We start from the raw sequence: 20606 nt of genomic DNA, 5'->3' as shown, positions 1-20606 counted from the left end.
TAAGATTTATATCTTATTTTAAAAAACCACTTACAAGATTAATGACATTTTGAATATCTTGGTTTGCTTCTTGATGATCGGTACTGTCACCTTGAGGTGTTAAAGAGTCAATGACCTGAGGTAAGACAGAAGCGATTGCACCATAAACTTGTTCTTTGGGCGCTTGAGCTTGCTCGGCAACTTGTTCAATGTCAGACGGATTAAATAGGCTCTGTAACTGTTGGGTCGGAACTTCGCTATTACTTTGATTTGGATCAACCCAACTTTGAACCTGACTTCCTAAACCAGCCCCTTTCAACTTTTCTAATGCAGCTTGTAAACCACCTTGTTGCTGTACCCAACCTAAAATTAAAGGCACAACTGCAATTAATAAACTTTGTACGCCGCCACCTGTTTGAGGTGTATTGTTATTGCCAGTCACTTGCCCTAATACAGAACCTAATACTCCTCCAAGGCCACTTTGAGCGCCAGAAGAAGTATTGCCCCCCATTTGTCCGAGTACTGAACCTAAAATTCCACCTAAACCACCTTGACCTGACGCTTGCTGATTCCCACCTAAAGCCTGCTTAGCCAAAACTTCTACAATATTGCTTAAATTAGTCATGTGTAACTCTTATGTATGGTTTATACATGAGCATACGCGGATTCTTGTTAAGACAGCAAAAACCAAATTGTTAAATTTTGAAAGAGATTTAAGGCCCTTTTACCAGCGGAATTTATTCCAGTTTTCCGGGTTCGCCCAGAACTTTGAATTAAACCAGTCTGGAACATGTTTATAAGTCAATATATTAAATTGCCATAAAGCAAAATCACTATCATGTGAAGTTTTATCAATAAGTTGAGTAAAACCTAAAGAACGTAATAACTGCTCATCACTGCGTTTACTTACCACTACAATTCGTTTCGCTAATAAATCTCTTAGCTTTACTAATAATTGTGATTTTTGCACATCGCTGATGTTCTGCATTTCGTCAGTATCAAACAATACAAAACCCAAATCATAACGCTGAGTAAAAGGCAGACTTAAAAGCTCAGTTACGGTAAAATAGTGCCATTGAATTGCGTTATTCTGGTCAATTTTCTGGCCAATACAAAGTGCAGTATGAATGGGCTGTTCGTTTGATAAATCGTCTAGCATAGAAGTGATGACATTTTGTTCAGCCATAACTGCAACCCTTAATTGAAAGATGTGAGTTTAAACTTTATGGAACTACAAGGCATTTGCCATAAAATGCATGCAGGCCTAAAAGATGCTAGTGTAACTGATCAACAGACAACCAAGGCAAATGTTGAATACAAATTTGTATTAGACCGTTCAGAAATTGATCTTCCTTTTAATTTAGGACAAGAACTAGAAATCGAATGGACAGGTAATATTTATTGCACCTCTTGTGGCGCTAAAACACCGAAGTCTTATTCTCAAGGCCACTGCTTTAAATGTTTTAAAACCAAAGCAGAATGTGATCTTTGCATTATGAAACCTGAAACATGTCACTATCATTTAGGTACATGTCGTGAAGATGACTTTGCCCATAGTGTTTGTTTCCAACCACATATTGTCTATTTGGCAAACTCTAGTGCTTTAAAAGTGGGTATTACGCGTGTTAGCCATATGCCAGGTCGTTGGTTAGATCAAGGTGCAACTCAAGCCTTACCTATTTTAAAAGTTGGATCACGTCGTTTATCTGGTCAGCTTGAAACCATGTTTGGTTCTTTAATTGCTGATAAAACAGATTGGCGAAAACTCCTCAAGGGTGAAGCTGAACCTTTAAATATGGTTGAACAACGTGATCAATTAATCGAAGAGTTCGCCCCTAAAATTCAAACTATTCGTGAAGAATTTAGTCAAAACCTTGAATTTAACGAAACGGTTGAACTACTAGAAAATGAATTGCCACGTGAGTTTGTTTACCCAGTTGAACAATATCCTGAAAAAATTAAGTCTCTAAACTTAGATAAAACACCAAAAATTCGTGGTGTCTTACAAGGGATTAAAGGCCAATATTTAATTTTTGATATCGGTGTTATCAACATTCGTAAATATACAGGGTACGAGCTGATTGTACGTGCATAAATAGAAAAGGCATTCTTATATGAATGCCTTTTTTTTACTTCTCTAGTACATTTAGGATGACTTGAACTGGGTCTTCCGTATTTCCAGAAATAAGCTGTTTATGCATGGTTAAGTGCTGCATCACCTGAATTTGAGCGGTTTCAACATTCATTAGTTTTTCTATTTCCGCTGCTAAATTTTCAGGTGTGGCATCAGCTTGAATTAGCTCTTCAATTACTTTTTTACCGGCAATAATATTAGGCAAAGAGTAATAAGGAATTTTGACCAAGAATTTAGCAATTAAATAAGTTAACCAATGCAATTTATAGAATGTGACCATTGGTCGATGCATCAGCATGGCTTCTAATGTCGCCGTTCCTGATGCTAAAGCAATAACGTCACTCGCGTTCATGACCATACGGCCAACTTTAGACTCACTATCTGTATTTTCTAAAATATGAATTTTTGCTTTTAATTGAGGCGCTAATTGCTCAACACCCTGCTCAATCTGTTGTTTTCGTGCATCGTTAATTGCGGGAATTAAAAATTGAATGTCTGGATGTTTGGTATGCAAAATATTGGCAGCTCCCAGTAACATAGGAAGAAGACGCTCTACTTCACCTTTGCGGCTACCCGGTAACAAGGCAATATGCTTCTGATTTTCATTAAGACCTAATTGCTGTTTGGCAATTTGAATTGGATTCTCAAGTGGCAATTGTTTAGCTAGCGGATGTCCTACAAATGCTGCTGGAACTTCATATTGTTCATAAAAAACTTTTTCAAAAGGAAATAAGCAAAGTACTAAATCTATACTTTGTTTGATGCCATGAACACGTCCTTGGCGCCACGCCCAAACTGATGGGCTCACATATTGAACTGTTTTTATTGGAAGATTCTTTTCTTTAATACTTTTCGAAAGTCTAAGGTTAAAGTCTGGTGCATCAATACCTATAAAAATATCAACCGGATGTTGAGTCCATTGATTGATTAGACCATCACGCACGGCGAATAATTTTTTTAAATCTTTTAAGACCTCAACAATCCCCATCACAGATAGAGTTTCCATTGGGTAATAACTGTTAAAACCTTCAGCAATCATTTGAGGACCACCGATTCCCTCAAATTCGGCATCGATTCCTTGTTCTCGAAAACTACGCATAAGTTTTACACCAAGCGTATCTCCAGAAACTTCCCCAACTACAATGCCTATTTTAAGTTTTCGGTTTGCCAAGGTCATTTACCCAAGAATTTGAAATAATGCATTCTAGCATAGAGGTTTATCAATCTTGAACTTGATCTATATGTACTAACCAAGAGCAGCCACAGCACAAACTATCTAAAATTACACTCATTCACCATCTTTTAATCTAAATTAACAATGCAATTTGAATTGTAGCTTACATTTACAAACAATAAAATAAATGAGAATTATTTACATTATCTTTAATCTTATGAATATCCCACCTCGACCATTTAAGCTTACCGTAATCGCCTGCGCAATTTGTTATGCAAACCTCACCTATGCCCAAGATGCACAGGTACAAGCTTTACAGACGATTCAAGTTAAAGCATCAAATGCTGAGCAGTCTTCTGAACAAACCAAAGCATATAATGTTAAGAACTCGAGTAGCGCAACCAAGCTTAATATTGAGGCTAAAGAAACTCCTCAAACCATTAACGTCGTTACTCGTCAGCAAATTGAAGATTTCGGACTTACCAGTACCCGAGATATTTTAAGTAATACACCAGGTGTTACTGTAACCGGATTAGAAACCAACCGAACAACTTATACGGCTCGTGGTTTTGATATTTCAAATATTTTGGTTGATGGAATCGGTATCCCTCAAGTTGACAGCTATAATTATAACAATAGTGATGCAGATAGTTATTTCTATGATCGTGTTGAAATTGTCAAAGGTGCTGATGCCTTAACAAATGCTCTGGGAGATCCTGGCGCTACAATTAACTATATCCGTAAACGTCCCACTAAAGAATTCCAAGCAAATGCTGGGGTGAGCTATGGTTCATGGGATACACAACGTTATGAAGCGGATATCTCTGGTTCTCTTACACAAGATGGACGAGTACGAGGACGTCTTGTAGGTTATGAGAAAGTAGGAGATTCTTATCTAGACCGCTATTCAGAAGAAAAAAATGGATTTCAAGGAATTTTAGAAGCTGACGTTACAGACACCACTAATGTTTCAGCAGGATATTCGAAAACTCGTCAATATGCTAATGGTTCTCAATGGGGTGCTCTACCCTTGGTTAATTCCAAAGGTGAACCATTAAGTTATTCTCGTAACTATAATTATGCACCGTCATGGATATACTACGATTGGGAAATAGATAATTATTTTGCCAATATTGAACAAAAATTATGGGGAGACTGGAAGTTAAGATTAGGCTATAACCTTAAGAAATCAGATGTTAAAGATAAAATGCTTTATCTCAATGGATTTCCTTCTGCTACTGACAATACATCTGGTATTTCACTATTACCAGAGATTTATAATCAAAAATTTAAAGAAACTACTGCGAATGCAGACATTCAAGGTACTTTTAATTTATTAGGGCAGCAACACGAAGCAAATATTGGTTATAACTGGTCAAAATATAGTGCTCAAAGTGTTTATTCGTATGGCAGTAGTTTAGGTGTTATTACCACAGACTTACCAAGCTGGACACCTGATGAACCGACTTGGGGAGACTTTACCTATGCTGATCCAGAAGAAAGAACCATGAAGTCCGTTTACGGTGCTACTCGTCTTCATTTAGGTGAGGATCTGAAATTTATCTTAGGTGCCAACTACACTGAAATCGATACTTTAGAATATAAAAAGAATAAAGTTTCTCCATATGCAGGTATTACATATAACTTTACTCCTGAATACACAGGTTATATGAGTTACACCTCTATTTTTAGACCACAAACTGTTATCGATCTTTCTACTAAACAAACAGCTGTACCAGTAGAGGGTGAAAGCTATGAATTAGGTGTAAAAAGCGCTTGGTTAGATGGGGCTTTAACAGGAAATATCGCAATCTTTAGAACAGATGAAGATAATTTTGCACTAAACCCATTATGGGATCCGCTTTATAACAAATACTCATCTCCAATCGGAACAATTAGATCGCAAGGTGTTGAGGTCGGATTAACTGGAAAATTAACTGATAACTTAGATTTAGTTTTTGGTTTTTCAACATTTAGTCTAAAAAATATGGAAACGGGTGAAAGAGGCAGACCTAATATCCCGACTCAAACACTTAATGTTTTAGCTTCTTATACTGTTCCACAGATTCCAAAATTAAAAGTTGGTGCAAGCATTAAGTGGCAGGACGATATACATGACACCTCTTACTCAACTGTAAAACAAGATGCGTATGCATTACTTAACGTTATGGCTAGTTATGATTTAAACGAACACGTACTGTTCCAAGTAAATGGTAACAACCTGACAAATGAAAAATATTTGACAGGTTTATCTGGTGGCCAAGGTTACTATGGCGCTCCAGCAAATTATACAGTTGCTGTAAAGTTTAAATATTAATACCGTAGCCAATCCCAATTTAGGGATTGGCTTTACTTATTATTCTTTGTTTATGTGTCAGTAAAGATGTCCAAAACTGTAAATCTCCCTGTGTCATATCGTATAAAAGTTTTCTATCGATTCTTGCTAGTTTTCGGTATGGGCTTTGCCTGTATGACGTATTTAAGTCTTGGACTCACTGGAATTTTCCTTTTGAATCTGGACAAAGCTGAGGCTATCTATCTTTCAGCATTTATATCGATTTTATTTTACGTAGTCTTTGTAATTGTTGGTTTCTGCATTCAATCATTAGTACGACTGACCATTTTATCAATCGCACTATTTGCCCTTTTCTTTATTGTGACACGGACGGTGGGTTATGCATAAAGGTATACGTCAATCTATGGCATGGCTACACTCATGGACTGGCTTAATTTTTGGATGGCTCGTGTTTGCCATTTTCTTAATGGGTAGCCTATCTTATTACCGCCACGAAATTAATTTATGGATGCAGCCTGCACTTGCGCAATATGAGGTAAAGCAAGATATTGCTATTAAAACAGCATATCAATATTTACAAGAAAACGCTCCAGACGCCAAATCTTGGTACTTAACTGTGGCTACACCAGAAAGTCCCGTCAACACCATGTATTGGGAAAAAGCTGACGGCGGTTATGGTAATGCCACACTTGATGCTAACACGGGAAAAGAACTTCAACTTTCGGCAACCCTAGGCGGAGATTTTTTTTACCGCTTCCATTACCAACTTTTTGGCATTCCAATAATAGTTGGGCGATTAGTCGTATGTCTTGCCGCATTTATTATGCTGATTGCTTTGGTTTCAGGCATTATTACCCATAAAAAAATATTCACTGACTTTTTTACTTTACGTACATTTAAGTCTCAGCGTTCGTGGCTAGACTTTCACAATATTTCTTCAGTCGTTGCACTGCCCTTCTTTTTAACCATTACATTTACAGGCTTAGCTATTTTCTTTTATTTATATCTGCCTTGGGGAATGCAAAAGATTTACCCTGAAAACCCTTATCAATATTTTACCGAAATACGTACAAAGACTGTACTTGAGGATCAATCGATTCAACCTGCTCAAAACTTAGCGATTGAGAAACTGCTGAGCCAAGTTCAACAAAGTTGGGGCAACCAACCCTTATCAACAATGAGTGTAAAAAACCCGAATACCAATCAAGCTCAAATTACATTTATTCAAAAAGAAGATCGCACTATTACTCGTAATCAACCTCAAATTACATTAAATGCTTCAACTGGCAAAGTCTTGGCAGATACACGTAATCATAGTCCTATTGCCACGCTAAATGCGGGTGTTTATGGCCTGCACATGGCAACATTTGCTCAGCCTTTACTTCGTTTAGGATTCTTTTTCTCAGGCATTTTAGGCTGTGTAATGATTGCCTCTGGTTTGTTACTTTGGAGTCTTAAACGACAAATTCAAAATAAAAGTAGTCAGTTTCATTTCGGGCACTATTTAGTTGACCGTTTAAATGTTGCAGCGTTTGTTGGCTTACCTTGTGCAACTGTCGCCTATTTAAGCGCCAATCGATTGTTTACAGTCACTTCAACCACGATCAATTATGAAATTTATAGCTTTTTCTTGGTTTGGTTAGTCAGCTTGATCATTGCATTAATCACTAAAAAGCAGCATTTGTGGCGAACTCAACTTAGCGTTTTTATTATGCTGTGTCTTGCACTTCCAATCTTAAATCTAATTTATTTACTTAAACATGAGTATGCTCAAAGCCTCAGTGATTATTGGATCTTTGCACGTGTAGATGTATTTTTGTGGCTATTTGCAGCTTTAGCCATTTTTATATTTTGCAAAATTCAACCTATCCAGCATAAAGCCGTAGAAAAAATTCAAAAAAAACTGAATAAATTAAATACTGAGGTGAGCTCATGATTCTTATAGCTTTCATCTTAATTTTATTAGGGATGTATATGTTGTTTATGGCGAGCGAGAAATATCGATCGCCGAAATCAACAGGTCATTTCAAATCATTAGCTCAAAAATATTACCGGCACTTTAAAATAGTTGCGTTCATGCTATTTGGTTTATGTGCATTTATTCTTATTCAACAATATAAATTTTCAATTGGTTTTGTCAGTTGGTGGATCTTTGCAACGCCATTAACTTTTATTCTAATACTTTTAATTAACCCACTAAAGTCATCAAAATAATCATTTTCTTTAAAAAATGATGAAAAATAGTACAAGCTAAGCAAAATTTTCGTTGCTTAGCTTTTTTTTGCATAAGTAAATCATTATTCATGACAACTGTTTATCTCTAAAAGGAATAAGATATCTGCGTTTCGTGATAAGTGGCGATAAAGATGTCTGGTGCTTTTGAATTTATCTTAGCGGGTATGTTAGTTGGTTTCTGTGTAGGGATTACAGGAGTTGGTGGTGGATCATTAATGACACCAATTTTAATTAGCCTTTTTAGAATTGAACCTCATATCGCGATTGGTACCGATTTACTTTATGCTGCAATCTCAAAATTTTGTGGATCAATGGTTCACGCTCGAAAGCTCAATATTGTCTGGCCAATTGTTTTATGGCTAGCAGTAGGGAGTATCCCTGCATCTTTCATTACTTCATGGGTACTTGAGCATTATTTAAGCCAGTCAACACACTATAAAGCTGTACTCACCATGGTATTAGGCTTTATGTTGACCTTAACTGGTGTTTCCATCATTTTCCGTACGCGTATTGAGAAATTCTTTAATAAATTCAGAACTAAAGAAGTCACTCAAACTGAAAATGAGCAGTTGGCAATCCATAAAAAACGTAGCTTTATCGTGATTATGGGCATCATTTTAGGTGTATTCGTAACACTTTCATCAGTTGGTGCGGGTGCATTTGGGATCATGGCACTTGTGATTATGTTCCCGAACTTGCCAATGATCCGAATTATCGGGTCGGATGTTGTACATGCGGTATTACTTACCTTGGTGGCTGGCCTTGGACACATGAGTGCTGGTAACGTCGACTTTACTCTTCTGATGTGGTTATTGGTGGGTTCGATTCCAGCAATTATTATTGGAACATTAATTAGTTCTCGTATGCCTGAACGTTTAATCCGAAAAATTCTAGGGATTACCCTATTTGCCCTCGGTGTTAACTTTATGGTTCATCCAGTCAAAGCAAAACCGAAAGCACCTGTGGTACAACAACAAGCAGTAGTTGCTGAAAAAACAGGCAACTCGACTGAAAGATAGTAAAATCAATAGGATTTTTCCAATCTGAAATACCATGAGATGTAGTATTTTCATAATTATTTCATGGTATATTCAGTACACAAAACAACCTTTAGTATGATCGAACCAGTGACAGCAATGACTACACATTCAAATTCCGTTTCAAAGCCAGATATCGACGACGTTAATATTAAAAGCATTCAAACTCTTGTAACACCAAATGAGCTTAAGTCAGAACTTCCTTTATCTGATGTTGCTTCGCAAACTGTTCTAAAAGGCCGCGAAACTATTCGTAATATTTTAGATGGTTCAGATAAACGTTTGTTTGTTGTTATTGGTCCTTGCTCTATTCACGACCCAAAAGCTGCTCACGAATATGCTGATCGCTTAAAAGCGCTAAGCGAAAAGGTTAAAGATACTCTATATCTAGTTATGCGTGTTTATTTTGAAAAACCACGTACAACAATTGGTTGGAAAGGCCTAATCAATGACCCTGATATGAATGACTCATTTAATATCGAAAAAGGTTTACGTATTGGCCGTAAACTTTTGCTTGAGTTAAATGAAAAAGGTTTGCCATGTGCAACAGAAGCACTCGACCCGAACTCTCCACAGTACTACCAAGACTTAATTTCATGGTCTGCAATTGGCGCACGTACAACAGAGAGTCAAACTCACCGTGAAATGTCTTCTGGTCTATCTTCACCAGTCGGTTTTAAAAATGGTACAGATGGTGGTTTAACTGTTGCAACCAATGCGATGCAATCTGTTAAATATGGCCATAGTTTCTTAGGTCTAAATGAAGACGGTCAAGTTTCAATTATCAATACCAGTGGTAACCCTTATGCACACGTTGTATTACGTGGTGGTAACGGTAAACCGAACTATGACGCAGGCTCTGTTGCAGAAGCAGAAAATGCTTTAGCAAAAGCTAAAGTGAGCAACAAAATCATGATTGATGCGAGCCATGCTAACTCAAATAAAGACCCGTACTTACAACCGCTTGTTCTTAAAAATATTACTGAACAAATTTTAGATGGTAATAAGTCAATCGTAGGTATTATGGTCGAAAGTCACTTAAAAGGCGGCCGCCAAGATATTCCTGAAAATCTTTGTGACCTTGAATATGGTAAATCAGTAACTGATGGCTGTATTGACTGGGAAACTACTGAAAAGACATTGCTTGAAATGCATGAAGCTTTAAAAGATGTTTTACCAAACCGTTAATTCATCTTTTTAAGATTGAAAATTAAGCTCTCATTCTTGAGGGCTTTTTTATTTTTGGGTGAAATTCAAAATCAAACTAAATAAAAATAACTCACAATAAAAGCAAAGAGCAGCACGGTTTCACTTAGTTCAATCGCTGCACCGACAGTATCCCCCGTAATACCACCAATTCTTTTAATAAACAGATGTCTTAAATAAATCAGACTGATTAAAAAGCCAATAACGGCAATGAGCCCTTGCCATTCCCAATATAAAGCCAATAACAAAACTATCGCAGCTATTATCCATGAGACTGTTTTGGGTAAATGATCAGTCAAAGAACGCCCTAAACCTTTTTCACGTACATATGGTGTAGTTAAGAATAAAATAGATGGCACCACACGCCCAAGGATAGGAACAAAGACTAAAAATAACGTTTGATGCTGTTCAATCAATACATAAACCAATGCGAATTTGAGCAAACATATGATAACTAAGCTGAGGACTCCAATTGGACCACAACTTGGATCCTTCATGATTTGTAAAGTTCGTTGTTTATCACCAAAACCGCCTACCCATGCATCTGCCGTATCTGCTAGCCCGTCTAAATGCAGCCCACCTGTTAGCCAAATCCATAAAGTGATTATGATAGTTGCAAGCAAAATAACGGGTAATTTGGCAAAAAGACAGGCAACAATAAAAAGTATGCCGCCAATAATCAGACCGACTAGAGGATAAAACAAAATAGCTCGACCATTTTGTTGCGCCGTTGGTATAGTCTTTAACTCAATAGGCAGAACAGTTAGAAATTGCAATGCAATCCAAAAAGGTGTCATATCCAAGTCTCTAACTGATCTATATTTAAAAACAAATTGGATTATGAATAAATAAAAATGGGAATAGCAATCCCTATTCCCATTAAAGACTCCAAAAAACTGAAAATCTATTGCATTTGATAGCACTGTTTCAATTTAATGTAGTCGTAGTAAAAACTAGTTGGTGTATAACGTGCATAGTTACATGCGGACTTAAATAAAGTCTCTTTTTCGTTATAAAGCATTTTAACCAAAGTATTGCCTTGGCTATTTTGGTAAATATCCCATTGGACATTTGCCGCCATAGGTGAAACTACTTCACCGCGCCATGCGCTGGTTGAGTAATTATAAGTCTGACGTAGTGGTAAAGGCTGCATCATATTATGTAAATCTAAGCTGGTTGCCAAAGGAATAATAATTTCAGCATGGGCAAACCGTAAAACTGCTTTGTAAGCCTGAGCTTTATTCACCACAGCATCAACTTGTTGGAACAGATCCTGTTTGAGCCCTTGGGCAATTTCACTTGTGACTTGATTTGACTCTGTGAAACTTGGACCTTTTTCATAAAAATCATTCGCATCATTAAATTCAGCATAAAATTTTGCAGCATCTAACGGCATATATTTATCAAAATCAATACCTTTCAACTCATCTTTCATACCACCAGAAATTGAATAGAGCTCATAAATATAAGCTGCTGCATCTACTGCACTAGCAATCGTATTTTTGCCCTTACCTTTTTCTGTAATTTGCTCACCTTTAGGTGAAGTGACTGTAAAAGATCCAGTGTTGCTAAAACTATAACCTTTTGTACCAAGTTTCTTAATAAAGTCTGCTTTAAAAATCGGGCTGAGCACTATTTGAGCTGTTTTTTTAGCTTCTGAATTTTTTGATAACTCATCTAACTTTTGTGCTAAATCTTTATTATTTTCTTCAAACTCTTGATAGGCCTGACTAGCATCATAAATTTTTTGTTGGCTAGCACTCAAGGGTTGAACTAAGTCTTCGTCTGCATTCAAACTATGAAAATAGAGTTTGAAACGATCTACGCCGCCATCTTCAACACTCGCCACGCTCTCACTTGATAAATTGGTATAAGACAATGGAAAAATTTTATCTTTCAGTTGCGGTTGTTGTTTTATAAGTTCAGCAGTGAAAAATTTAGCACTATCTACCGCACGATCCACCCCAGAACTTTGTACCAATATAGAGGCTTGAGAATTTAAAAGAGTTGGTAAGCGTTGTAATAAACGATCTGCAATGCCACGGTGTTCTAAGATACCAGTCATGGTTTCGTTTCCATAACCGTACTGGCGGATCCCTTCCACGCCATAACCTAATAAGATATTTGCCTTCATCATGGCTTCTAAATCAGCACCTAATTGCTCACCTAAAGGTGTTAAGGCATTTTCTGATTTTGCCTGTTTCCATAAATTATAAAGTGCCAAATCATATTTCAGACTTGAAAGGCCTCTTGAACCGTGACGCGCCACTAGCTCTGTAAAAACTGGCTGGAATCCATTCGGTGCTTGTTCATAGTTTTTTATTTCTTGTTGAGGTTGGTAAGGCGTTTTCGTTTGATAATATTTTGATTGGTTTGTAGATGGTGTAGTTTGAGCTCCTTGATCATCATTATCGTTACACGCAACGAGTAATAGTGATGCAGCGAGTATAGTTGTTTTAAATAAAATATTCATAAGCCAGATGTGTGATTAATAAGAAATGCCAATAGCTTAGTTTTTAGCAATGACAGTTCTATTACATAGACTTAAATATCTTTATAAAAATAATAACTTACAAGTGTATAAAAATATAAAACTACTATCTAAATATAAAAGTTAACTGTCCATCTGTTTCAGAAAATTCGAGTGAATATAATTTTCCAAGCTCTGCTGGCATTTTAAGTAAGTCGTCTAAAGGTTGTTGTCTGGCTAAGCAAGCCAATAGCTTAATTACACCGCCATGAGTTATAACCAGTGCATGCTCTAAATTTTGTTTTTGCTTATGCTCCAGCAAATTCTGAAAACCTTTAAGAACCCTCGTTTGAAACTGGTTTAATGTTTCTGCGCGAGGTGGACAATATTGAGTTGGTTTTTGCCAAAAGTTTGCCAGTAATTCGGGTGAGGTTTCATAAATTTGCTGAGTTGAGACGCCTTCCCAATCACCAAAATACATTTCTTTTAAGTCATGATTTAGAAGTAAAGGGAGTCCAGTTGTTTTAGCAAGTTGCTCAGCGAAATAAGCGCAACGCTTTAATGATGAACTTATAATGACATCCCATGGCTGATTAGCCACTTGCTCAATGGTTGACTGCATTTGCTGCCAACCTTTTGCTGTTAACTCATCATCTAAATGGCCACGTAAAGTATGGCTATATTGACTTTCGCCATGTCTGAGCAAATCAATTCTAAATTTACCCAATTTTATCCCCGCTTACGGCAGCTTGAGCAAAGGTAGCCATTTGGTTGTGTAATACACATGCCATTCTAACTAATGCCAAAGCAGCGCCAGCACCACTACCTTCACCTAAACGTAAATTCATTTTTAAAATCGGCTCAGCATTGAGTTCTTGTAAAATACGTTGGTGGCCATATTCTGCCGATTGATGGCCAAAAAGCATCCAGTCACGCACTTTAGAGTTCATCCGCACTGCGCATAAAGCAGCGACCGAACTAATAAAACCATCCACAATGATAGGTAAGCCCACCTGCGCACAGCGGATATAAGCACCCGTAATTGCCGCAATTTCCAAACCACCTACAGCACATAATGTTTTGAATGCATCACCAACAACATGTTTATGGTGAAGTTCAATTGCCTTTTCAATTACTTCAATTTTATGTCTTAATTGATCGGCACCAATTCCTGTACCAACTCCAGTTAATTGCTCGGCAGTATCATTTAATAAAAGACAAGCTAAGGCAGAAGCAGAACAGGTATTTCCTATACCCATTTCACCAGCAATATAAATATCTGCACCTTTAGATTTGGCCGTGTCTACACTGTTTTTACCTAACTCTAAAGCAGCACGACATTCATCTGCATTCATTGCAGCTTGTTTGGCAAAATTTGCTGTGCCGGCACGAATACAATGACGTTCAACCCCTGCATATTTATATGCTTCACCAACTGTACCGCAATCAATCACTTGTAAATGAGCTTGATGATATTTGGCAATGACACTAATTGCTGCACCACCAGTCGTGAAGTTTTGTAACATTTGACGGGTAACGGCTTGAGGATATGCAGAGATATTTTCTTCAACCACGCCATGATCGCCAGCAAAAACTGTAATCCATGGATGGTTAATGTGTGGATGCGCATTTGATTGCAAACTAGCAAGTTTTACTGCTATCAGTTCTAGATCACCTAAAGCACCTGTAGGTTTGGTCAGTTGAAGCTGGTGTTGCTCAGCTTGTTGTTTTGTGTCCACATCAGGTTGCTGTACAGATTGTAACCACCAGTTCATTTTATTTCTCACCTTTTAAAATCATTGGAAAACCAGCCACACAAAACACAACTTTATCTGCAATTTGCCCTAAACTCTGATGCAGTCTGCCTGCTTCATCGACAAATCGACGACTAATCTCACCGAGTGGCACAACGCCTAAACCCGTTTCATTACTTACTAAAATAATTTCTGACTGAAGCATGGGTAAAACTTTTAATAGTTGCTCACACTCAAGTTGTTGAACATTTTGATCTTCTAAAAGTAATAAATTGGTTAACCAAAGTGTTAAACAATCCACCAGAATAATTTGATTAGGTCGATCAATTTTTTGCAGAATCTTTGCTAAATATAAAGGTTCTTCAACCAAAGACCAGTGAGAAGGACGCTGATTTTGATGATGTGTTATTCGGCTTTGCATTTCAAAATCTAGCGCTTGCGCCGTTGCAACATAAGTGACAGCTAATTGCCTATCTATTGCCGTTTGTTCAGCCAGTCGGCTTTTGCCGGAACGAGCTCCACCCAAAATCAGTTGCAACATGCATCACCTAAAAACAAATGCTGATACGGATATAACTTACCTTGTAAAGTTTGAGCTTGATAATAACCAAATGTTAAATGCTCAACTTTAAGGTCAAATTCAGCCTGTTTATATTGTACAGGTAATTCAGAAATTTTTTGTAAAATCAAATCACTACTATATTCTGTATTATACAACCCCAAAGTGATGTGTGGGCAATAATCTAAAGCCGCAATTTCATTAGAAACTAAACCTAACTTTTGGCGTATCTGAAATAAGATATTTTCAGTGTCTCCTATTTCTACAAATAGAGCACTACTAAAACTATCGATTGAACCAATTTTTAAATGAAACGGAGCAAAATCTTCTTTTTTTAAGATTTCTCTTTGCTGCTCAAATTCACTCAAACTAAAGTCATCACTATAAAATCTGGTTTCGTAGTCTAAAAATCCACATATAAACAGTGTGATATGATATTGACGACTATTGGGTTCTAATAAGAATTCTGAAAAATGCGCGCGCAAGGCATCTAAATAATCAACTGTTTTTTGATTATTAATTTCTAAATACCACAATGCATAATTTTGCCGTCCAAGATGCCACTCAGGATAATCTCGTATAGATGTTGGCACCATGAACGTCGAGGGTTTTAGCAACAAAGCTTTAATTCAAAATCATTCAATTCTTGTATTAAAGCATGTTTGCCTTTCAGTTGTAGAGCATAATTAAAAGGATTTAGGCATATTGAGTACGCGCTTTTTCTGAGTTGACAATATTCATGTTTAAAGGCTGTTTGCCGTGTTCAGAAAATAAATATTCAATTAATTGCTTTAACTCAACTTCAAGTTGTGCTTTTTGAGCAGCACTCATATCCAGTTTTTTAACTTGCTCGTGTAAATGTTTAATTGCATCAGTCCCTTCAATTTCTAAAAATTGAATCGCATAGGCATAACCTAAAGCAGCGCCTTTTAATAGGTTTTTATAAGGCAAATCATAATTAATATTTACCTCAATTGATGCAATTACTCTTTCATTATGAGTTAATTTGCGAAGTGGATCTCTTGCCACTCTTTGACAAGGGTCTTTAAATGCATATTCACATGAGTCTAGAAAACTTTGTGCCATGCGGTCCAGATCTTTTGCATAATTAGGTAATACAATTGCAAGCCCTTGCTTTACTTCTCTAATTAAGTTTTCTGCAAACGCTTTAACTGAATGATCCCCCATGGCAACACCAATAGACTCATAACCTAGTAAAGATGCGTACCAAGCAAGCATGGCATGCACGCCATTCCATAGACGGTTTTTGATTAATTGGATATCAGTAATCTGCTCAACCAAAACAACTTGACGCAACTTTTCGAGTAAAGGGCTGCCTTTTTCTACATAAATTGGCATATCCGTTTCGCTATGAAACAGAATCAAGTCCATGCTTTGTAATATATGGCCTGGCTGGAAATTACGGCGCATGTTATCGACATATAAAGATGCCTGGTTTTGCTGGTCTTGAGTCAGTTTATTACAGTCTTCAATTTCGATTTGTTCTTCGTGTTCAACATCTTCTAAATGCTGTTCAAGGAAATTATGCTTAATACGAAGTTGGCGATATAAATTTTGATTAGATAATTTTGAAACCATGCGATTTACAACGGTATCGCAAAAGTAATGTTCTTTTAAAATATGTTCAGTCACATCTTCATCGTTGGTCAATTCTAATAGAGCTTCTCTAAGATGCTTCATAACTAAATATTTCGCGCCGACTTTATTTAAAATAATTAGAAAAGTTAGTGGTTCAATACATGTTTCAAGTGGCGAGTTAAAGCGAGCATATAATCCTTTTGCGATTATTTTTGCTTCAGCTTCGATGGCCTGTTCGGGTAAACACAGTGCGATCAAACTTGAATGGGTATACATCTCCAACATTTGTTGTTCATTTTCAGAATCAACAATGGTCATATTCTCAATACGTTCATCATAAGAAAATTGCCCATAGCGAATGCTATATGTTCCAAATGCATTCACAGCTTCGCGAAAAAGACTATTTCTTGTAGAAGCAATAATACGTTTTGGCTTTGTATATCCATCCCAATGTGACAAGATCTGCGCTATATAACCACCCCCAATAGCACCGAAACCATGTATTCCCACAGTCAGTTGATTCAGACTTTGCGGAAAAGGTTCCTGCATTTCTGGCATGTCCATAACAGGGATAAATTGATCGAGATCGGTTAAAAAGTCATACATCTGATCATAATAAAAATGTGCTTTTTCCAGCATTTCGTCATTTGGTTCTTTAATATCTTTTAATAAAATCGTTAAACCTTTTGAAGTGTGAGCTGAAGTTAAACCATTTTCAGAATCTTCAAACATAAGACACTGGTTAGCATCCAAGTGAAGTTGACTAGCAGCTTTTAAAAAGATTTCTGGATGCGGCTTTCCTTGCTCTACTTCATCACCACAGGTAATCACATCAAAAAATTTATAAACATTCGCATTAATTAAATATTCTTCGGCAATTGCCCTACGGCTTGAAGTCGCAACGGCCATTCTTAAACCAGATTTTCGTAAACGCTCTAAAACCTGAACTAAACCCTTTTTGATAGGTACGCCGTGTTTTCGAATATATTCGAGTTCCATCTCATCAGCTTTTTTTCGAATTTCTTTATATGGAACATTTACGCCATATAATCGTTGAGCCAGTTGCTCAGCAGTAGTTGCACTTAAGCCTAAACATTGCATTAAATATTCGTGTGAAAATTCCTGTCCAATGATTTCTTGAGATGCCTGTTGCAATGTTTGAAACCGCAATCGCTCAGTGTCAAACATTGTCCCATCCATATCGAAGATAGCTCCATGAACAGGTTTTCCATGAAAAATAAGCACGTTTTTACCTCTTTTTTGATCATGTTTTATTCAGGGTATACAAAAAAATGCCTAAAAAGGCAGGATGTTAATAAATGAAACATTAGTGGTTATTTTTTAATCAAAAATATAATCCATCTGTTACTCAATAGAGTTAAAAGATGAAAAGAGTTGAAATAGATAAATAATTATGAAATTGAGTTTAGATACAAAAACAACAGGCCATCCTCTCCTGTTGCTTTTGATTAGTTCTTTTTGTTGCGCTGATAATGTTTATTTTTATTAGTTCCATTTACCGCTAGATGAACCTGCCTGTTTTTATAATATCTTGCAGGCGCTCACATACCAGAAATCAACTCATCTTTCAGCGTTATTATTATTGGAGTCGCTGGTATAACTTTAAATCGACTAAAAACTTAACGTTAGAGAGTGGTATGCACTATAATTAATTTTTTAGAACCCTCCTTAACTCTTAATATAGATAATGATAATCATTTTCATTTATTGATGCAAGTTTATTTTGCTATTTTTTTATATTTATTAAGGAATACCTATAATTTATAGATATTCCCTCTATTGCCTCATATTAATAATTAAATGTATAACTGAGGCCGTAAGTACGTCCTTCAGCTGGAATACTCTCTACCAGCCCATATACTTTTTCTGCTTGTTGACTATAGACAGTTCGATAGTCTCTATTCCAAACATTATATACACCAAAATCTATACGTCCTTTCCAAGCTGGAAAATGTGCCAAAACATCCATCGTGCTATAGCCTTTAATTTTTACAGCTGAAAGTGAGCCATCTTTTACTGCTTCATTTGTACCTTTTATAGCAAGCATTTGCACACGAGCACCATATCTCTCATCACTGTTCCACTCGGCAAAAACAGTACCTTTGATTGGTGAAACTTGAAAAGCATTCAACTCTTTCCATTTACCATCCGTATCTTTATATTGACCACGCGTATAACCCAGTGTTCCCCCAACTTTAAACTCTTCCATAAATGGGTAGGTCGCCGTTAGTTCAGCACCATATACACGTTGGTCTTTATCCATAACCTCAGCAACAGTTTCTTTATTACTGTTCTTGTAGAATTGAACAACTTTATCTGAGGTATTATAGAAACCCGTTATACCTAGATTTAGGCTTTGCTCCCCTTGTAAACGCCAGCCTAGTTCATAGCTGTTTACACTAATAGGTTGGATATTCGCTGTTGAGATATTAAATGCATCACGCATCATCCGTTGTACATCTGGAAAACTAAAACCTTGAGAGAAATTAGCAAATATTTGCTGCTCATCTGTTAATTTATATATCGCTCCCAAATTGAATAAAACAGCATCGTCATTTACAGATCCGCTTGGCTGTATGCCATTTTTAGTCGAGTACTGTTCTGTTTCAGCTTTGATATATTGGTAACGAGTACCAGCCTGGACATTCATACGGTCTGTTAAAGCGTAATCACCTTGTATAAAAATGCCAGCACTTTGAATTGTTGTATTTGGACCGGCATCGGAAGTTTTACCTGTAGGTTTATAGGTCAAACCTGTATTAAATGCTGTGAAATGCTCGTAGTGTTGATGATCTTTTTCATGTTCATAATCTAAGCCATAAGTTAGATTAAGCTCACGATTCATAATATTTAAATCACTTTGTACTGTTGAGCGCAGACCAGCCACTTCGATTTCAGATTGAGATTGTTTTGCTTCTGTACCTTCCCCTCCTAAAAAGACTGGAAAGAAACGAGCATCTTCTTTACGGTAATATCCTTCTAAATTTAAGACCTGACCTAAAATATCTTTATTTTGGTATTGAGTGTTGAATGCATAGCGCTCTGTAAAAGGCTGATTAGATATTTCTAAACCCTTTTTCCCAATATATGAGTTAGGCGCTCCTCCATAAATATAATTTTTCCCATAATCAGGACCATAATTCGTATCTTGTTCATCCTTATAATACTGTGCACCCAAACTTAGTGATTGGTTATCAGTTAAATCTATATTTATACGACTATTAATATCAATTGTATCAGTATCAGGACGGCTACCTTGCATAGGTGCTATAGCAATACGATCACCATGGCTATCGAACTGAGATCCGCGACTAGTGAAATTAGCCCCTAAGAAACCATTTATATTATCTTTATTAAATGAAATAGATTGGCCAATTTCATAAGCTAGACTATCACTTCGAAATGTATCGGAAGACGTAATACCAAGTTTAGTTTCAAAACTTACTGGTTTAGTCGAATCAGCACGTTTCGTAATAATATTAATAATCCCGCCGGTAGAACCTGATCCATAAATACTTGTAGCTCCTGAAAGAACTTCAATACGTTCAATCATGCCTGGACTAATACTATTTAGTTGCCGAGCAACATCGCGTGAGCCATTTTGCGATACGCCATCAATCATAATCATGACATCACGACCACGCATTGTTTGCCCATAGTTGGTAGTCGTTCCACTACTCACCCCGAGTGATGGAACCAACTGAGCCAGAATATCGGCAATTTTCCGTCCAGCAGTTGCCTGTTGTTCAATTTGCTGCTTTTCAAGCGTTTGAACTGTGCCTGCAATTTCAGCAATATTTTTTGGCGTCCTTGTCGCCGTCACTATAATTTTTTGCAATTGAGCTACAGGCTTTTGTGTCGGTTGATTATTAAGGGCTGCCTTTTCAATATTTGTATTTGCATAAACCTGCTGCGCAAATATTGCTGCTAGAGCAATACAACAAGGTTTTAATTTAAAATACCGTGATTCAGCGCACATCAGATGATTCGAGTTAACCCCAACCTTTTTGTTTTGATGCATTTTCCCTTTCTCCAAACCCAAAAGTTATTAGATAGTTATAAGGCTCGGAATAATACTAAATATAAATAATAATGAGAATTGTTTTTATTAAAAGAACTTGATTTAATCCTACCTATCTTAA

The 20606-nt window shown here is 36.7% G+C and carries 19 protein-coding genes; 7 read left to right on the top strand and 12 right to left on the bottom strand.

All coding sequences use genetic code 11. From position 1 onward, the window contains the following. Positions 1–13 precede the first annotated feature (13 nt). Complete coding sequence (locus J690_RS06895; RefSeq protein ID WP_032034966.1) at positions 14–604, bottom strand: YidB family protein; 591 nt, start codon at positions 602–604, stop codon at positions 14–16. 99 nt (positions 605–703) lie between these two features. Then, positions 704–1165: a DUF6231 family protein gene (locus tag J690_RS06890; RefSeq protein WP_005069394.1), complete on the bottom strand. Its 462-nt coding sequence runs from the start codon at positions 1163–1165 to the stop codon at positions 704–706. Between the two features lie 39 nt (positions 1166–1204). Here J690_RS06890 and J690_RS06885 point away from each other — a divergent pair, with 39 nt between their 5' ends. Next, positions 1205–2074 (top strand): DUF2797 domain-containing protein, encoded by an 870-nt coding sequence (locus tag J690_RS06885; RefSeq protein ID WP_002049907.1) that lies wholly within the window; start codon positions 1205–1207, stop codon positions 2072–2074. A gap of 34 nt (positions 2075–2108) precedes the next feature. On the opposite strand, the gene lpxB is transcribed toward J690_RS06885, so the two are convergent. After that, positions 2109–3284, bottom strand: coding sequence for a lipid-A-disaccharide synthase (lpxB, locus tag J690_RS06880; RefSeq protein ID WP_032034963.1), 1176 nt, complete (start codon positions 3282–3284; stop codon positions 2109–2111). Positions 3285–3504: 220 nt separating this feature from the next. On the opposite strand from lpxB, the gene J690_RS06875 reads away from it, so the two are divergent. From J690_RS06875 to J690_RS0104010, 4 genes are all read left to right on the top strand, one after another. Further along, positions 3505–5604 carry a TonB-dependent siderophore receptor gene (locus tag J690_RS06875; RefSeq protein WP_032034961.1) on the top strand — a complete coding sequence of 700 codons (2100 nt, stop codon included), beginning with the start codon at positions 3505–3507 and terminating at the stop codon, positions 5602–5604. Positions 5605–5670: 66 nt separating this feature from the next. After that, positions 5671–5970, top strand: a complete 300-nt coding sequence (locus J690_RS06870; protein ID WP_005802273.1) for a hypothetical protein — start codon at positions 5671–5673, stop codon at positions 5968–5970. Further along, complete coding sequence (locus J690_RS06865; RefSeq protein WP_032034959.1) at positions 5963–7519, top strand: PepSY-associated TM helix domain-containing protein; 1557 nt, start codon at positions 5963–5965, stop codon at positions 7517–7519. Before J690_RS06870 ends, J690_RS06865 begins: the two co-directional genes overlap by 8 nt. Then, positions 7516–7797, top strand: a complete 282-nt coding sequence (locus tag J690_RS0104010; RefSeq protein ID WP_032034956.1) for a hypothetical protein — start codon at positions 7516–7518, stop codon at positions 7795–7797. Before J690_RS06865 ends, J690_RS0104010 begins: the two co-directional genes overlap by 4 nt. On the opposite strand, the gene J690_RS23635 is transcribed toward J690_RS0104010, so the two are convergent. After that, the gene (locus tag J690_RS23635) at positions 7772–7888 is read right to left on the bottom strand and encodes a hypothetical protein (protein WP_002122212.1); all 117 of its coding nucleotides are present in this window, start codon (positions 7886–7888) and stop codon (positions 7772–7774) included. The genes J690_RS0104010 and J690_RS23635 overlap by 26 nt on opposite strands. A gap of 61 nt (positions 7889–7949) precedes the next feature. On the opposite strand from J690_RS23635, the gene J690_RS06860 reads away from it, so the two are divergent. Both J690_RS06860 and J690_RS06855 read left to right on the top strand, forming a co-directional pair. Next, a complete protein-coding gene (locus J690_RS06860) occupies positions 7950–8837 on the top strand; it encodes a sulfite exporter TauE/SafE family protein (protein ID WP_017386877.1) in 888 nt (295 codons plus the stop codon). A gap of 96 nt (positions 8838–8933) precedes the next feature. Next, positions 8934–10043, top strand: a complete 1110-nt coding sequence (locus J690_RS06855) for a 3-deoxy-7-phosphoheptulonate synthase (RefSeq protein ID WP_079748383.1) — start codon at positions 8934–8936, stop codon at positions 10041–10043. 71 nt (positions 10044–10114) lie between these two features. Here the strand turns inward: J690_RS06855 and J690_RS06850 are convergent, their stop codons facing one another. From J690_RS06850 to J690_RS06820, 8 genes are all read right to left on the bottom strand, one after another. Beyond that, positions 10115–10858 carry an adenosylcobinamide-GDP ribazoletransferase gene (locus J690_RS06850; protein ID WP_032034953.1) on the bottom strand — a complete coding sequence of 248 codons (744 nt, stop codon included), beginning with the start codon at positions 10856–10858 and terminating at the stop codon, positions 10115–10117. 107 nt (positions 10859–10965) lie between these two features. Next, entirely contained in the window at positions 10966–12534 is a 1569-nt protein-coding gene (locus J690_RS06845; RefSeq protein ID WP_032034950.1) for a histidine-type phosphatase, read from the bottom strand. A gap of 124 nt (positions 12535–12658) precedes the next feature. Continuing rightward, positions 12659–13258 (bottom strand): histidine phosphatase family protein, encoded by a 600-nt coding sequence (locus J690_RS06840; protein ID WP_032034949.1) that lies wholly within the window; start codon positions 13256–13258, stop codon positions 12659–12661. Beyond that, the gene (gene cobT, locus J690_RS06835; RefSeq protein WP_032034947.1) at positions 13251–14306 is read right to left on the bottom strand and encodes a nicotinate-nucleotide--dimethylbenzimidazole phosphoribosyltransferase; all 1056 of its coding nucleotides are present in this window, start codon (positions 14304–14306) and stop codon (positions 13251–13253) included. The genes J690_RS06840 and cobT overlap by 8 nt, the downstream gene beginning before the upstream one ends. Position 14307: 1 nt before the next feature. Then, positions 14308–14826, bottom strand: coding sequence for a bifunctional adenosylcobinamide kinase/adenosylcobinamide-phosphate guanylyltransferase (gene cobU / locus J690_RS06830; protein ID WP_032034946.1), 519 nt, complete (start codon positions 14824–14826; stop codon positions 14308–14310). Then, positions 14814–15440, bottom strand: coding sequence for a 2'-5' RNA ligase family protein (locus tag J690_RS06825; RefSeq protein WP_032034944.1), 627 nt, complete (start codon positions 15438–15440; stop codon positions 14814–14816). The genes cobU and J690_RS06825 overlap by 13 nt, the downstream gene beginning before the upstream one ends. Before the next feature lie 100 nt (positions 15441–15540). Beyond that, positions 15541–17688: a bifunctional mannitol-1-phosphate dehydrogenase/phosphatase gene (gene mtlD / locus J690_RS0104005; RefSeq protein ID WP_032034942.1), complete on the bottom strand. Its 2148-nt coding sequence runs from the start codon at positions 17686–17688 to the stop codon at positions 15541–15543. Positions 17689–18253: 565 nt separating this feature from the next. After that, entirely contained in the window at positions 18254–20485 is a 2232-nt protein-coding gene (locus J690_RS06820; protein WP_032034938.1) for a TonB-dependent receptor, read from the bottom strand. Between the last annotated feature and the right edge of the window lie 121 nt (positions 20486–20606).

It is taken from the genome of Acinetobacter sp. 742879, assembly GCF_000588535.1.
Lineage (GTDB): Bacteria > Pseudomonadota > Gammaproteobacteria > Pseudomonadales > Moraxellaceae > Acinetobacter > Acinetobacter pittii.
Note: the sequence above shows the minus strand (reverse complement) of the source record. Positions and strands in the feature narration are given on the sequence as shown.

What these genes read in the sequence shown, in the direction of transcription:
- J690_RS06895 (WP_032034966.1), bottom strand. Translation starts at nt 604, where the DNA reads ATGACTAATTTAAGCAATATTGTAGAAGTTTTGGCTAAGCAGGCTTTA.
- J690_RS06890 (WP_005069394.1), bottom strand. Translation starts at nt 1,165, where the DNA reads ATGGCTGAACAAAATGTCATCACTTCTATGCTAGACGATTTATCAAAC.
- J690_RS06885 (WP_002049907.1), top strand. Translation starts at nt 1,205, where the DNA reads ATGGAACTACAAGGCATTTGCCATAAAATGCATGCAGGCCTAAAAGAT.
- J690_RS06875 (WP_032034961.1), top strand. Translation starts at nt 3,505, where the DNA reads ATGAATATCCCACCTCGACCATTTAAGCTTACCGTAATCGCCTGCGCA.
- J690_RS06870 (WP_005802273.1), top strand. Translation starts at nt 5,671, where the DNA reads ATGTCCAAAACTGTAAATCTCCCTGTGTCATATCGTATAAAAGTTTTC.
- J690_RS06865 (WP_032034959.1), top strand. Translation starts at nt 5,963, where the DNA reads ATGCATAAAGGTATACGTCAATCTATGGCATGGCTACACTCATGGACT.
- J690_RS0104010 (WP_032034956.1), top strand. Translation starts at nt 7,516, where the DNA reads ATGATTCTTATAGCTTTCATCTTAATTTTATTAGGGATGTATATGTTG.
- J690_RS23635 (WP_002122212.1), bottom strand. Translation starts at nt 7,888, where the DNA reads ATGAATAATGATTTACTTATGCAAAAAAAAGCTAAGCAACGAAAATTT.
- J690_RS06860 (WP_017386877.1), top strand. Translation starts at nt 7,950, where the DNA reads ATGTCTGGTGCTTTTGAATTTATCTTAGCGGGTATGTTAGTTGGTTTC.
- J690_RS06855 (WP_079748383.1), top strand. Translation starts at nt 8,934, where the DNA reads ATGATCGAACCAGTGACAGCAATGACTACACATTCAAATTCCGTTTCA.
- J690_RS06850 (WP_032034953.1), bottom strand. Translation starts at nt 10,858, where the DNA reads ATGACACCTTTTTGGATTGCATTGCAATTTCTAACTGTTCTGCCTATT.
- J690_RS06845 (WP_032034950.1), bottom strand. Translation starts at nt 12,534, where the DNA reads ATGAATATTTTATTTAAAACAACTATACTCGCTGCATCACTATTACTC.
- cobT (WP_032034947.1), bottom strand. Translation starts at nt 14,306, where the DNA reads ATGAACTGGTGGTTACAATCTGTACAGCAACCTGATGTGGACACAAAA.
- cobU (WP_032034946.1), bottom strand. Translation starts at nt 14,826, where the DNA reads ATGTTGCAACTGATTTTGGGTGGAGCTCGTTCCGGCAAAAGCCGACTG.
- J690_RS06825 (WP_032034944.1), bottom strand. Translation starts at nt 15,440, where the DNA reads ATGGTGCCAACATCTATACGAGATTATCCTGAGTGGCATCTTGGACGG.
- J690_RS06820 (WP_032034938.1), bottom strand. Translation starts at nt 20,485, where the DNA reads ATGCATCAAAACAAAAAGGTTGGGGTTAACTCGAATCATCTGATGTGC.